The 13,634-nt window shown below is 62.3% G+C and carries 13 protein-coding genes, 1 other RNA gene and 1 pseudogene; 8 read left to right on the top strand and 7 right to left on the bottom strand.

Annotated features, from left to right (window positions below; translation table 11 throughout):
* Positions 1-235: 235 nt before the first annotated feature.
* Entirely contained in the window at positions 236-1,213 is a 978-nt protein-coding gene (locus VRB54_RS23280; protein WP_003234819.1) for an NADPH:quinone oxidoreductase family protein, read from the bottom strand.
* A 150-nt stretch (positions 1,214-1,363) separates the two neighbouring features.
* On the opposite strand from VRB54_RS23280, the gene VRB54_RS23275 reads away from it, so the two are divergent.
* Positions 1,364-1,771 (top strand): flagellar basal body-associated protein FliL, encoded by a 408-nt coding sequence (locus tag VRB54_RS23275; protein ID WP_338478907.1) that lies wholly within the window; start codon positions 1,364-1,366, stop codon positions 1,769-1,771.
* On the opposite strand, the gene VRB54_RS23270 is transcribed toward VRB54_RS23275, so the two are convergent.
* Complete coding sequence (locus VRB54_RS23270) at positions 1,761-3,752, bottom strand: acyltransferase family protein (RefSeq protein WP_338478906.1); 1,992 nt, start codon at positions 3,750-3,752, stop codon at positions 1,761-1,763. The two genes, VRB54_RS23275 and VRB54_RS23270, sit on opposite strands and share 11 nt — an antisense overlap.
* A gap of 102 nt (positions 3,753-3,854) precedes the next feature.
* Positions 3,855-4,303 (bottom strand): annotated as a pseudogene (locus tag VRB54_RS23265) (EVE domain-containing protein).
* A 194-nt stretch (positions 4,304-4,497) separates the two neighbouring features.
* Here VRB54_RS23265 and VRB54_RS23260 point away from each other — a divergent pair.
* The gene (locus tag VRB54_RS23260) at positions 4,498-4,644 is read left to right on the top strand and encodes a hypothetical protein (RefSeq protein WP_338478905.1); all 147 of its coding nucleotides are present in this window, start codon (positions 4,498-4,500) and stop codon (positions 4,642-4,644) included.
* Positions 4,645-4,651: 7 nt separating this feature from the next.
* Here the strand turns inward: VRB54_RS23260 and VRB54_RS23255 are convergent, their stop codons facing one another.
* The 4 genes from VRB54_RS23255 to VRB54_RS23240 form a co-directional block, all read right to left on the bottom strand.
* The gene (locus VRB54_RS23255; protein ID WP_338481150.1) at positions 4,652-5,281 is read right to left on the bottom strand and encodes a 5-formyltetrahydrofolate cyclo-ligase; all 630 of its coding nucleotides are present in this window, start codon (positions 5,279-5,281) and stop codon (positions 4,652-4,654) included.
* Positions 5,282-5,339: 58 nt separating this feature from the next.
* A non-coding RNA gene (gene ssrS / locus VRB54_RS23250) (6S RNA) lies at positions 5,340-5,518 on the bottom strand.
* 30 nt (positions 5,519-5,548) lie between these two features.
* Positions 5,549-5,866 carry a cell division protein ZapA gene (locus VRB54_RS23245; protein ID WP_003234809.1) on the bottom strand — a complete coding sequence of 106 codons (318 nt, stop codon included), beginning with the start codon at positions 5,864-5,866 and terminating at the stop codon, positions 5,549-5,551.
* The gene (locus VRB54_RS23240) at positions 5,863-6,072 is read right to left on the bottom strand and encodes a TIGR02449 family protein (RefSeq protein ID WP_003177365.1); all 210 of its coding nucleotides are present in this window, start codon (positions 6,070-6,072) and stop codon (positions 5,863-5,865) included. The genes VRB54_RS23245 and VRB54_RS23240 overlap by 4 nt, the downstream gene beginning before the upstream one ends.
* A gap of 138 nt (positions 6,073-6,210) precedes the next feature.
* Here VRB54_RS23240 and VRB54_RS23235 point away from each other — a divergent pair, with 138 nt between their 5' ends.
* The 6 genes from VRB54_RS23235 (at position 6,211) to VRB54_RS23210 (ending at position 13,484) form a co-directional block, all read left to right on the top strand.
* Positions 6,211-6,768, top strand: a complete 558-nt coding sequence (locus VRB54_RS23235; protein WP_057006429.1) for a YecA family protein — start codon at positions 6,211-6,213, stop codon at positions 6,766-6,768.
* Positions 6,769-6,787: 19 nt separating this feature from the next.
* A complete protein-coding gene (gene pepP, locus VRB54_RS23230; RefSeq protein ID WP_338478904.1) occupies positions 6,788-8,110 on the top strand; it encodes a Xaa-Pro aminopeptidase in 1,323 nt (440 codons plus the stop codon).
* Positions 8,107-9,294: a 2-octaprenyl-6-methoxyphenyl hydroxylase gene (gene ubiH, locus VRB54_RS23225; protein WP_338478903.1), complete on the top strand. Its 1,188-nt coding sequence runs from the start codon at positions 8,107-8,109 to the stop codon at positions 9,292-9,294. The genes pepP and ubiH overlap by 4 nt, the downstream gene beginning before the upstream one ends.
* Before the next feature lie 99 nt (positions 9,295-9,393).
* Positions 9,394-10,611: a 2-octaprenyl-3-methyl-6-methoxy-1,4-benzoquinol hydroxylase gene (locus VRB54_RS23220; protein WP_338481149.1), complete on the top strand. Its 1,218-nt coding sequence runs from the start codon at positions 9,394-9,396 to the stop codon at positions 10,609-10,611.
* Between the two features lie 95 nt (positions 10,612-10,706).
* On the top strand, positions 10,707-11,711 hold the full coding sequence (locus tag VRB54_RS23215; RefSeq protein ID WP_338478902.1) for an extracellular solute-binding protein: 1,005 nt from the start codon (positions 10,707-10,709) through the stop codon (positions 11,709-11,711).
* A 156-nt stretch (positions 11,712-11,867) separates the two neighbouring features.
* A complete protein-coding gene (locus VRB54_RS23210; protein WP_338478901.1) occupies positions 11,868-13,484 on the top strand; it encodes an iron ABC transporter permease in 1,617 nt (538 codons plus the stop codon).
* Positions 13,485-13,634 lie beyond the last annotated feature (150 nt).

Below are 13,634 nucleotides of genomic sequence, written 5' to 3'. Positions count from 1 at the left end.
CAGATTTCTTGTTTTGACTGCGGATGCGAATGTTACAGTTTCGTTACCGAAAATAGCACCGCCTCTCATGGGCAAACACAAGAAATCCGAACACGTCGTAAATGGATAAGTGCGAGTCGTGATTGCGCGCCAGGGCACATCAGCGCTCCAGATGTAGGAGGGGGCTTGCTGCCGATAGCGGTGGGTCAGCAATCGGGAGCAAGCCCCTTCCCGCAGTGATTGCATTTCACTGCATTCAGCGAGTTTGGACGACGACTTTGCCGACAGCCTTGCGCTGCCCCAGGTCGTTGATCGCCTGGGCCGCCTGATCCAGCGGATACATTTTCGACACCAGCGGTTTCAACCGGCCTTCGCCATACCAGGTGAACAACTGCTGAAAGTTCGCCGCATTGTCCTGCGGCTGACGCTGCGCGAACGAGCCCCAGAACACACCGACCACCGCCGCCCCCTTGAGCAGTGCCAGATTCACCGGCAGTTCGGGAATGCGTCCGCTGGCAAAACCGACCACCAGCAAGCGACCGTTCCAGGCAATGGCGCGGATGGCCTGGTCAAACAGGTCGCCGCCCACTGGGTCGTAGATCACATCGGCGCCGTTGCCGTCGGTCAGGCGCTTGACCTCGTCCTTGAGGCTGGCGTCGCTGTAGTTGATCAGTTCATCGGCGCCGGCCGCCTTGGCCACGGCAAGTTTGTCGGCGCTGCTGGCGGCGGCGATCACCCGCGCGCCCATGGCCTTGCCGATTTCCACTGCGGCCAGGCCCACGCCCCCGGAAGCGCCGAGTACCAGCAGGGTCTCGCCAGGTTGCAGGTTGGCCCGTTGCTTGAGCGCGTGCATCGAGGTGCCGTAGGTCATGCTGAAGGCGGCGGCGATGTTGAAGTCCATGCTCGGCGGAATCGGCAGTACGTTGTAGCCCGGCACGGCGACCTGTTCGGCAAAGCTGCCCCAGCCGGTCAGGGCCATCACGCGGTCGCCGACTTTCAGGTGGCTGACTTTCTCGCCGACTGCGCTGACCACCCCGGCCGCTTCGCCACCCGGTGAGAACGGGAAGGGCGGCTTGAACTGGTACTTGCCCTCGATAATAAGAGTGTCCGGGAAATTCACCCCGGCTGCGTGCACGTCCAACAGCACTTCGTTCTTTTTGAACGCCGGGCTTTCGATCTCTTCCAGCACCAGGGTTTCGGCGGGGCCGAAGGCTTTGCACAGCACAGCTTTCATCGGACTATTCCTTTTGGCGTCTTGGCCGATAAGTGTAGGAGAGAACGCCCGTGGGTCAACGAGCATGCCCGGGCCTGATGAGTCGCCATAAGCTTGTGCTCTGCCTCGCTGGCGTTATGCTGCTTGGCAACCGAATGTGAGGAATGAATTGTGAAAGCGTGGATCCTGTTGATGCTGGCCCTGAGCTTGCCGATGGCGGCTCAGGCCGAAGAGGCCAAGGAAGGTGAGGCGCCGAAGGTCAGTTATATCAGCCTGACCCCGCCGTTCGTGGGCAACTATGGCCTCGACGGCACGGCGAAACTCAAGGTGTTCAAAGCCGATATTGCCCTGCGTGTCACCGGTACCGAAGCGGCTGCGGCGGTCAAGGCCAATGACCCGCTGATTCGTAATCAGTTGGTGGCGCTGTTTACCCAACAGACCAACGAAGCCATGAGCACCGTCGAAGGCAAGGAAAAACTGCGTCAGGAAGCTCTGAAGCAAACCCAGCAGGTCATGAACGATGAGACCGGCAAGCCGATGGTGGAAGACCTGCTGTTCAACAACCTGATCATTCAGTAACCGGCGGCACCTCCCATATCTTCAGCAAGGCTGCGGTAAACGCGGGCTCCAGTACGCGGTTGCCATGGCCACTGAGGTGGTTGGAGTCGAAGAACAACGGTTTGGCGTTTTCCTCGTAGGCCGAGCAGGTGGCACCTGGGCATAACAGCGGCAACGGGTCCCAGGTATGCAAGGCCGGATAACGCGTCTCCAGTTGTCGCAGCAATTGCATCTGCGACGCGCGCAGCCGCTCAAGCTGATTGCGCTCCATCGTCAGGCCCGGCTTGCACACCGGGTTCATGTGATTGAACCAGTCCGAGCAACGATTGGGCGCGGCCTTGAACACAGGTTTGGGGGCGTCGATCAGAATGTTGAGCTGCGCCGCCTGCAGGCGTTGCAATAATCGCTCGGCATCGGTTCGCGCCGCTTCCATGTTCTCGTCAGTCAGTTCTTTCAAGGCTTCATCGATTATCGCTGACTCACCTTCGCGCCACGGGCGGGCGGTGAGTTCAGGCATGCGCAGGGAGGCCAGGAACACCACGTCACCCGGCTTGGCGCGGGACTCGATCTGCTTGAGCTGAGCTTCGCGCGACGGGGCGCAGCGTGACGGGTCTGGCCCGATCAAGCTTGCCACAGCGCAACCCCCTTGTTCATATTCCACCACCGTCACCCCGAGCTTGAGCGAGATCAGCTTCAACAAGGTACGGTAGGTCGCCGTATGCGAGTCTCCCATGACGAACAGCTGCCGTCCCTGCAGACGCGGGTCATCGAGGGTTTCAAAGTCTTCCTGTGGATAATGTTTGTAGGCATACCAGGTGTAACTGTCGCGGGTATGGCTGAGTGACAAGGCCGATGCGTTCGTCGATACCCACTGCGCCCCCAGCCACAGCAGCCCGGTGACGCCCGCAACACTGGCAATCGCAGGCCATGCCTGGCGTTGCACCACGGAGCGGCCGGTGCGAATCGGCATCTCGATCCAGTGGTAGGACGCTGCCGCGAGGGCGAGTACCAGCACCGGGTAAAGCAGTTGCACCGCAAGCAGCTCGAGCCCGGTGGTCCAGCGCAGGAACACCGCGACCGGCCAATGCCACAGGTACAGCGAATACGACAGTCGGCCGAGGTAGGTCACCACCCGGTTTTGCAGCAGGCGTTGCAGCGCACCAGGTGGTTGATCGGCTTGCAGCACGATTCCGGCAAGCATCAAGAGCGCGCCCGCCACGCTGACCAAAGCCCAGGGAAACGGGAATCGGCCGGGTTTGGCCAACAGCAAGCCGACGAAGACCAAACCCAGGCCGGCGGCCAACATGGCAGGAGCCCATCGGTTGAAGCGCGGCGCCGTGCCGATGAGCTGGAACAGCAGCGCTCCCGAAGCCAGTTCCCAAAAGCGCCCGGGCAGCAGGTAGAACGCCGACAGCGGCGCGGCGTTGACCTGATAGGCCCCGGCGATCAGCGAAGCAGCGGCCATCAACGGCAGCACGGCCCACACGATCGCAACGCGTTGCCGGTAGCGTAACCAGATAAAAAACAATGCCGGGAAGATCAGGTAGAACTGCTCTTCAACTCCCAGCGACCAGGTGTGCAGGTAAGGGTTGAGTTCGGCAGTGGGGGAGAAATAGGTGTCGGTATTCCAGGCCAGCACGAAGTTGCTCAGGCCAAAGAAAGCCGCGAGGCCCGTACGGTCGATCAGTTCGCTGAGCCAGAACTGCGGCGTGAACATCGCCGACAGCATGAAACTCACAGAGAGTACCGCCAGTAACGCCGGCATGATGCGCAGCAGGCGGCGACGGTAGAAGTCTTTCAGGTACGCGCCCAGAGGCAGGTCACGGCGCTCCCACAGGGATTGGCTGATCACATAGCCTGAGATGACGAAAAACAGGTCGACGCCGGTGAATCCGCCGGGCAGCAGGTCGAGAAAATCCAGGTGGAAAATGATCACGCTGAGCACGGCTATGGCGCGCATGCCGTCTATGGCGGGTAGGTAAGCACAGGTGGAACGCGTCACGGGATCTTCCTTCCTGGACAACGGGGTCGACGATTCTGCCAAACCCTGTTGTCCGCCGCGACTAGCCGTTCGGACAGGTATGCGTCCAGGTGTGTCGTGCGCTCAGCGCAGCGCCAGCACGGTTGCCCATTGCTCAGCCGTGACCGGCATCACCGACAAACGGCTGCCTTTTTGCACCAGCGGCAACTCGGCGAGCGCGGCTTGCTGTTTCAGGTAACCCAGGCCCAGCACCTTGGGAAACGTCTGCACATGCGCCACATCGATCGCACTCCACGGATTTTTATCGGCGCTGGCCTTGGCGTCGAAGTAGTGGCTTTCTGGCTCCAGCGCGGTAGGGTCGGGGTAAGCAGCCTTGATGATTTTGCCGATGCCGGCAATGCCGGGCTCGGGGCAACTGGAATGGTAAAAAAGAATTCATCGCCCAGGGCCATGGCTCGCAGGAAGTTGCGCGCCTGGTAATTGCGCACCCCGTCCCAGCGGGCTTCGCCGAGCTTTTGCAGGCCGTTTATGGAGAGTTCGTCGGGCTCGGATTTCATCAGCCAGTAGGCCATTGTGGGGTTCCTGAAAAAGGCGTTGGGCGAGCTGTCGGGCAATTCCATGACAAACCGACAGTCGGTTGGCGCCAAGGTTTGCGTGTTGGTTCACGTTACCGCAGAATGCCGGCTTTTAAGCTTGACGCAGCTGCAACGGACTACTTTGGAACGTTGTTGTCATCGTGTACGAGATGCCTGAAGGGGGGCAATCGATGCAACGTAAACCGGATTTACTATGGATTTTGGTGATTTTATTTGGTCTGGGCGTCGTGACCACCGGGTATGCGCAAAGCTTGTGGACAAACAAGACCGATGCGCCGGCTCAGCTTTCTCCCGTGCAGCAACAGTACAAGCATTAACCCTGCTTCAAGTCGCCGCTGATTCCAGTGGCGCTCCTGCGATATACCATTGCCTGTCAGTGACGGTGCCTGCCAACGGCACATCCCAACTGGCCTGCGCCAGGCGATCGACCTTCTGACATTCATGGGCCAGCCCCAGCAGCGTAGGCTTGCGCCAGTGCTTGCGGCGGGCGAGGTAGGCCAGGCTGCGGTCATAGAATCCGCCACCCATGCCCAGGCGTCCGCCAACATCATCGAACCCCACCAGCGGCAGCAGCACCAGGTCCAGTGCCCACACCTTGCGCTGGCGGCGGGCATTCACCCGTGGCTCCAGAATACGAAAGCGGTTGGGCCGCAAGATCTCCCCGGGCCGCACGCGCTGGAACACCATCTTGGTTCGCGACCAGGCGCTCAGCACCGGCAGGTAGGTGGCCTTGCCCCGGCGCTGGGCTGCACGCAGCAGCAGGCGCGGATCGATTTCACCGTCCGTCGGCAGATACAGGGAAATATGTTTGGCCCGGCGAAACAGCGGGTGCTGTGCCAGTTGCCGATACAGGCCAAGGGCAGCCTGGCGCTGCTCGCTCGGCGTGAGGGCACGACGGGCCTTGCGCAACATGCGTCGAAGTTGCGGACGGGAAAGCGGCGCAGGTTCGGTCATGGGTTTTCGGCTCATAAAACAATGCCAGTCCGAAGACTGGCATTGAGTTTGGGAATTCAGGCTCCCCGACAGAACCGCTGTCGACTAAGCCCTTGAACCCGAAAGTTCAAGGTGGAAGAAGCAGTAGGCTTTAAGGCTTTCCGTCTAGCGGACATGCACACCAGCCCAACGTGCAACTTCCAGGGTAGTGCGAATCGGCTCCGGGACATCGCCGACTGGCAAGCACGCCAGGGAGTGGGGCGAGTATACCTTAAACAGACTTGGCAATCAGCCCTTGGCTGCGTCCGAATCGCTGGACAGCGCCAGATCGACGCGGTCGAGCAGGTCGCGCACCTGCTCGCGGGTCGAGCCGCTGGCCTGTACATCGGGGCGTTCCTGCTTGTGCAGCAGGTCGTGGGTGATGTTCAGCGCGGCCATCACGGCGATGCGGTCGGCGCCGATCACTTTGCCGCTGCTGCGGATTTCACGCATCTTGCCGTCCAGGTAGCGGGCAGCGCTCACCAGATTGTTGCGTTCTTCCTGGGGGCAGATGATCGAATATTCTTTGTCGAGGATCTGCACGGTAACGCTATTGCTTGAACTCATGAGTCTTGCTCCAGGGCCTTCAGGCGCGAAATCATCGATTCGACCTTACGCCGGGCGATTTCGTTTTTTTCAATGAGGTGAGCGCGTTCCTCGCGCCAGGTTTTTTCCTGAGCTAGTAGGAGTCCGTTTTGACTCTTAAGTTGCTCGACCCGATCAATTAGCAATTCGAGTCTGGCCATCAGCGCTTGCAGGTCGGTGTCTTCCATTGGGTTCCACTGGATTTGTCTGATGAATGGCAACTGCAGGATAAACGATCTGACGCCCTCGATAGTCTTGGTACGTCTGCCGGTGCTAGGATACAGCGCTCCATTCTAGACATTGCGCCGTCTGGCGCCTAGCTCACCATGCCTATTCAGAACTCCCCGTACGATGCCTTTTCCAAACTGCTGAGCACCAGCGGCCACCCTTGCTCGCCTGCCGAACTGCACGGCGTGCTGTTGGGGCGCAGTTGCACCGGTGTGGGCTTTGATGCCGACAACTGGCTGGCCGATGTGGCCGAGCTGCTGGAGACCGAACCCACTGATAACGTGCGCAACGCGTTGATCGGCCTGCAAGAGATGGTCAAGGGCGAGCTGACTGGCGATGACGTCACCGTCGTCCTGCTGCTGCCCTCCGACGACGCACCGCTGGCCGACCGCGCCGCCGCGCTGGGCCAGTGGTGCCAGGGCTTTCTCCACGGTTTCGGCGTGAACGCCGGCGGCCTGGAGCTGAGCACCGACGCCAGGGAAGTGCTGCAGGACCTCGCCGCTATCTCCCAGGTGCAAGATGCCCTGGAAGAATCCGAAGACGGCGAAGGCGACTACATGGAGGTCATGGAATACCTGCGCGTGGCGCCGCTGCTGCTGTTCACCGAGACCAAAAAGTCCGCTGAGCCCGCTGCACCCAAGCCGTCGTTGCACTAAAAAGGAAGCCCCTCTGCCCATGATCCATATCCCCAAAGCGGAATACACCCGGCGCCGCAAGGCGCTCATGGCGCAGATGGAACCCAACAGCATCGCGATTCTGCCGGCCGCTGCGGTGGCCATTCGTAATCGCGATGTCGAGCATGTCTACCGCCAGGACAGCGATTTCCAGTACCTGAGCGGCTTCCCGGAACCGCAGGCGGTGATCGTGCTGATGCCCGGTCGACAGCACGGCGAGTACGTGCTGTTCTGCCGCGAGCGCAACGCCGAGCGCGAACTGTGGGACGGCCTGCGCGCCGGCACCGAAGGCGCGATCCGCGACTTTGGCGCTGACGACGCTTTCCCTATCACCGATATCGACGACATCCTGCCCGGCCTGATCGAAGGCCGCGACCGGGTGTATTCGGCCATGGGCAGCAATGCCGAGTTCGACCGCCACGTGATGGAGTGGATCAACGTGATCCGCTCCAAAGCCCACCTGGGCGCCCAGCCGCCCAAAGAGTTCGTGGCCCTGGATCACCTTTTGCACGACATGCGTCTGTACAAGTCAGCGGCAGAGCTTAAGGTGATGCGTGAGGCCGCGCGCATTTCCTGCGCGGCCCATGTGCGGGCGATGCAGGCCAGTCGCGCTGGTTTGCATGAGTTCAGCCTCGAAGCCGAGCTGGATTACGTGTTCCGCCAGGGTGGCGCGAAAATGCCGGCCTATGGCTCCATCGTCGCTGCCGGACGCAACAGCTGCATCCTGCATTACCAACAGAATGACGCGTTGCTCAAGGACGGCGATCTGGTGCTGATCGACGCCGGTTGCGAGATCGACTGCTACGCCAGCGATATCACGCGCACCTGGCCGGTCAACGGCAGGTTCTCGGCCGAGCAAAAGGCGATTTACGAGATCGTGCTGGCGTCCCAGGAAGCCGCCTTTGCCGAAATCGCGCCGAACAAACATTGGAACCAGGCCCACGAGGCGACCGTGCGCGTGATCACCGCCGGGCTGGTAAGCCTCGGGCTGCTGCAGGGCGATGTCGACGAACTGATCGCCAGCGAAGCCTACCGCGCGTTTTACATGCACCGCGCCGGCCACTGGCTGGGCATGGACGTGCACGATGTCGGTGAATACCGGGTCGGTGGTGAGTGGCGTGTGCTGGAAGTAGGCATGGTGTTGACCGTGGAGCCGGGTATCTATATTTCCCCGGATAACCAGAACGTGGCAAAGAAATGGCGTGGCATTGGCGTGCGCATCGAGGACGACGTGGTAGTGACCAAGAAGGGCTGTGAAATCCTGACCGGCGGCGTGCCCAAGACCGTGGCCGAGATCGAAGCGTTGATGGCGGCTGCGCGATGAGCCGGGTCAACCTGGCGATTGTCGGCGGCGGTCTGGTGGGCGCGAGCCTTGCCTTGGCATTGCAGGCAGGCGCCAAGGCGCGGGGCTGGAAGATCATGCTGATCGAACCCTTCGCCCCTGGCGACAGCTACCAGCCAAGCTACGATGCGAGGTCCTCGGCGCTGTCATTCGGCGCGCGGCAGATCTATCAGCGGCTGGGCGTCTGGCAGGACATTTCCCGCCGCGCCGAGCCGATCAAGCAGATTCACGTGTCTGACCGTGGCCGTTTCTCCACCGCGCGCCTGTCCGCTCTGGAGGAAGGCGTGCCGGCCCTGGGCTATGTAGTGGAAAATGCCTGGCTCGGCCAATGCCTGTGGCAGAGCCTTGATAAAGACGTGGTGAGCTGGCGCTGCCCCGCGGAAGTCACGCGTATGGAGCCGTTGCCGGACGGCTATCGCCTGACCCTCAACGATGAAACGGTGCTGTCTTGCGACCTTGCGGTGCTGGCCGACGGTGGCCGTTCCAGCTTGCGTGAACAGCTCGGCATCGGCGTCAAAACCCGGCCGTATAACCAGAGCGCGCTGATCGCCAATGTGACCCCGAGCGAAGCCCACAACGGCGAGGCTTTCGAGCGTTTTACCGATGACGGCCCGATGGCCTTGCTGCCGCTGCCGGACAACCGTTGCGCGCTGATCTGGACCCGTATCGGCATGGATGCCCAGCGCTTGGTCGACCTCGATGAGCGCAGCTTCCTCAGCGAACTGCAGAGCGTGTTCGGCTACCGCCTGGGCACGTTCAAGCAAGTCGGCGCGCGTCATTTGTACCCGCTGACCCTGGTGGAGGCTGAAGAACAAGTGCGCTCGCACCTGGCGATCCTTGGCAATGCGGCCCATAGCCTGCATCCGATTGCCGGGCAGGGCTTCAACCTGTCCCTGCGCGATGCGGATGCCCTGGCCGAAGCCCTGCTGGCCGGTCCGCAGGTACCGGGCGACCTGGCGACCTTGCAGGCTTATCGCGACCGTCAGCGCGGCGATCAGCAACTGACCGTGGGCTTCTCCGACCAGGTGACGCGGCTGTTTGGCAGCGGCCAGCCGTTGGTGGCATTGGGCCGTAACCTCGGCCTGCTGGGCCTGGACCTCTTGCCGCCGGCCAAGCGCTGGTTCGCCCGTCAGGCCATGGGCCTGGGTACGCGCTCGGATGTGTGAGTGAATTCTTTATCGACGATGCCTTGCTTGATCAGGTGCGTCGGCAAAACCCTTTACGTGCGGCGCAGGCCGCCAGCGAGGCAGGTTTAAAGCATGGACATGCGCGCAGATGTGCTGATTGTCGGGGCCGGAATGGTCGGAAGCGCCCTGGCGCTGGCGTTGCAGGGCAGTGGCCTGCAGGTGTTGCTGCTCGATGGCAGCCCGCTGAGCGTCAAACCGTTTGACCCAGACGCAGCGTTCGAGCCGCGGGTGAGCGCCTTGTCGGCCGCCAGCCAGCGCATCCTCGAACGGCTTGGCGTGTGGGATGGCATCGTGGCGCGCCGTGCCAGCCCATATGGCGAAATGCAGGTGTGGGACGGCAGCGGCACCGGGCAGATCCACTTTTCGGCGGCCAGTGTGCACGCCGACGTGCTCGGGCATATCGTTGAAAACCGTGTGGTGCAGGACGCCTTGCTCGATCGCCTGCACGACTGCGACCTGGGCTTGCTGGCCAATGCACGCCTGGAGCAGATGCGTCGTTCCGGCGACGATTGGCTGCTGACCCTGGCAGATGGCCGCAAGCTGCGTACGCCATTGGTGGTGGCCGCCGATGGCGCCAACTCCGCCGTGCGCCGCCTGACCGGCACCCCCACCCGCGAATGGGACTACCTGCACAACGCCATCGTCACCAGCGTGCGCAGTAGCCAGCCGCACCAGCGTACGGCGTGGCAGCGCTTCACCGATACCGGCCCGCTGGCATTTCTGCCGCTGGATCGGGACGGGCAGCAGGAATGGTGTTCGATTGTGTGGTCGACCACGCCGGCTGAGTCCGAACGCTTGATGGCGCTGGACGATGAACGCTTCTGCCGTGAGCTGGAGCGCGCATTCGAAGGGCGGCTGGGAACGGTGGTCAGCGCCGACCCGCGCGTCTGTGTGCCCTTGCGCCAGCGTCATGCCAAGCGCTACGTGGCCGAAGGCCTGGCACTGATCGGCGATGCGGCCCACGCGATTCATCCGCTGGCGGGGCAGGGCGTTAACCTGGGGTTGCTCGATGCCGCAGTGCTCGCCGAGGTGCTGCGGGCGGCTAGCGAGCGCGGTGAACGCCTGGCCGAAGTGAAAGTACTGAGCCGCTACGAACGTCGGCGCATGCCGCACAACCTGGCGTTGATGGCGGCGATGGAAGGCTTCGAGCGCCTGTTCCAGGCCGATCAGCTGCCGTTGCGCTGGTTGCGTAATGCCGGGTTGAAGGTGGTCAACCAGATGCCTGAAGCCAAGGCTGTATTCGTGCGTCAGGCGTTGGGGCTGACCGGGGATCTGCCGGAGTTGGCGAAACCCTGACACTGCCGTGCAACATCTGGTAACGCCTCCACCAAGCGTTACCAAATGTGAGTCCTTATCATTTGCCCTCTTTTTGCAAATGAGCGACCGCCCCCATGTCGGCACCCAAGCGCCTCCTGACTGCCCTGGCACTCACCCTGATCGGCTGCAGCAGCGCCCAGGCAGCCGACGAAGTCGTGGTCTACTCCTCGCGCATCGACGAACTGATCAAGCCGGTGTTCGACGCCTACACCCAAAAGACCGGCGTGCAGGTGAAGTTCATCACCGACAAGGAAGCCCCGCTGATGCAGCGCATCAAGGCCGAGGGCGAAAACGCCACCGCCGACCTGCTGCTCACCGTTGACGCCGGCAACCTGTGGCAGGCCGAGCACATGGGCATCCTGCAACCGTTCACCTCGGCGGTCATCAACAAGAACATCCCTTTGCAATATCGCTCATCCGCTCACGCCTGGACCGGCTTGAGCCTGCGCGCGCGCACCATCGCCTATTCCACCGACCGGGTGAAGCCGGGCGACCTGACCACTTACGAAGCCCTCGCCGACAAACAATGGGAAGGCCGCCTGTGCCTGCGCACGGCGAAGAAGGTCTATAACCAATCGCTGACCGCCACCCTGATCGAAACCCATGGCGCGGCCAGGACCGAGGAAATCGTCAAGGGCTGGGTCAACAACCTGTCCACCGACGTGTTCTCTGACGACATTGCGGTGCTGGAGGCGATCAACGCCGGGCAATGCGACGTGGGCATCGTCAACACCTACTACTACGGTCGCCTGCACAAGCAGAAGCCGGAGCTGGCGGTGAAGTTGTTCTGGCCGAACCAGGGCGACCGTGGCGTGCACGTCAACCTGTCGGGTATCGGCCTGACCAAGCACGCGCCGCACCCGGAAGCCGCCAAGGCGCTGGTGGAGTGGATGACCACGCCTGAGGCGCAGAAGATTTTTGCGGATGTGAACCAGGAGTTCCCGGCCAACCCGGCGGTGCCGCCTTCTGCCGAAGTGGCGACCTGGGGCAAGTTCGTGGCCGATACCTTGCCGGTGGAAGTGGCGGGCAAGCGTCAGGCTGAGGCGATTCGCCTTATGGATCGCGCTGGCTGGAACTGAACGTGTAAAGCGCCGCAGATCAAAATGTGGGAGGGGGCTTGCTCCCGATAGCAGTGGATCAGTTACTGATGAGTAGACTGACAACCCGCTATCGGGAGCAAGCCCCCTCCCACGCTGGGTTTTGCCTTTGGATTGTCATTCGCAGGAAGTTTGCTCTTGGCCCACCCCGTCCAACGCCGCTGGTACCTGCCGGTGTTCACCGTCGCCGCCCTGGTGCTATTGCCACTGAGCGTGCTGTTGCTGTCTTGGCAAAGTGTTGATGCACAAATCTGGGCCCACCTGTGGGATACCCAGATGCCACGCCTGCTGGGCAATACGCTCACGCTGGTGCTTGGCGTTGGCGTCGGTGTGACCCTGTTGGGCGTCAGCCTGGCCTGGCTGACCAGCCTCTGCGAGTTCCCCGGACGGCGCTGGCTCGACTGGGCGTTGATGCTGCCTTTTGCGATTCCGGCGTATGTACTGGCCTTTGTCTTTGTCGGCCTGCTGGATTTTGCAGGCCCGGTGCAGAGCCTGCTGCGCGAAGGGTTCGGCAACGGCTTGCGCCTGCCGCGCGTGCGCTCCACCGGCGGCGTGATCATCGTGCTGGTGCTGGTCTTCTACCCTTACGTGTATCTGCTCGCGCGCAGCGCATTCCTGGCCCAGGGCAAAGGCTTGATGGAGGCGGCGCGGGTACTCGGACAATCGCCGTGGCAAGCGTTCTGGCGAGTCGCGTTGCCGATGGCCAGGCCGGCGATCGGCGCGGGTGTGGCGTTGGCGTTGATGGAGACCCTGGCGGATTTTGGCGCGGTCTCGGTGTTCAACTTCGACACGTTTACCACCGCGATCTACAAGACCTGGTACGGTTTTTTCAGCCTGTCCAGCGCGGCCCAACTGGCCAGCCTGTTGCTGCTGGTGGTGATGCTGGTGCTGTACGGCGAGCGGCGCGCGCGGGGCTCCAGCCGACCCGGCAATGAACGGCCACGAGGCAAGGCGCTGTATCACTTGCGCGGGGTCAAGGCGGCGGCGGCCACTGCCTGGTGTGGTCTGGTATTGGCCTGTGCCTTTGTGATTCCGATGCTGCAGTTGGTGGTGTGGTTCTGGCAGCGTGGCCGCTTCGATCTGGATGAACGTTACGCGGGGCTGATCGTGCACACCCTTTATCTGGGCGGTATCGCGGCGCTCATCACCGTCAGCGTGGCGCTGCTGCTGGCGTTCGCCAACCGCCTGGCGCCGACCCGGGCGATTCGCTCCGGCGTCAGTCTGGCCAACGTCGGTTATGCGTTGCCGGGGTCGGTGCTGGCGGTGTCGATCATGTTGGCGTTCAGCTATCTGGACCGCGTGCTGGTGGTGCCGCTGTCCGGCTGGCTGGGCGGTGCGGGCAAGCCGTTGTTGCTGGGCAGCCTGTTGGCGCTGGTGCTGGCGTATCTGGTGCGGTTCCTTGCGGTGGCCTATGGGCCGCTGGAAAACAGCCTGGCACGCATCCGCCCGTCATTGCCTGAAGCGGGGCGCAGTCTGGGGGTCAGTGGGCCACGACTGTTTTGCAAAGTGTATCTGCCGCTGTTGCTGCCGGGCACGTTGAGTGCGGCGCTGCTGGTGTTCGTCGATGTGCTCAAGGAAATGCCCGCCACCCTGCTGATGCGCCCGTTTGGCTGGGACACGCTGGCGGTGCGGATCTTTGAAATGACCAGCGAGGGCGAGTGGGCACGGGCGTCGCTGCCGGCCTTGACGCTAGTGTGTGTCGGCCTGTTGCCCGTCATCGGCCTGATTCGTCGCTCGGCCCGGTCAATCGGCTAGGTGCCAGTCCTACAGCTTGCAGCTACAATGCGCGGCATTCGGTGCGCGCCGTCTTTCGGATCGGGTCGCTGTGCGTGGCTGCAGGCCTTGTAATTAAAGGTGTTCAGCGCATATGGCAAGCCTGCGCATCTTCGCCAAGCCCGGAAGGAG

The organism is Pseudomonas trivialis (genome assembly GCF_036864995.1).
Taxonomy (GTDB): domain Bacteria; phylum Pseudomonadota; class Gammaproteobacteria; order Pseudomonadales; family Pseudomonadaceae; genus Aquipseudomonas; species Aquipseudomonas trivialis.
The sequence above is the reverse complement of the archived record's forward strand: the minus strand, read 5'-3'. Positions and strand labels throughout refer to the sequence as shown.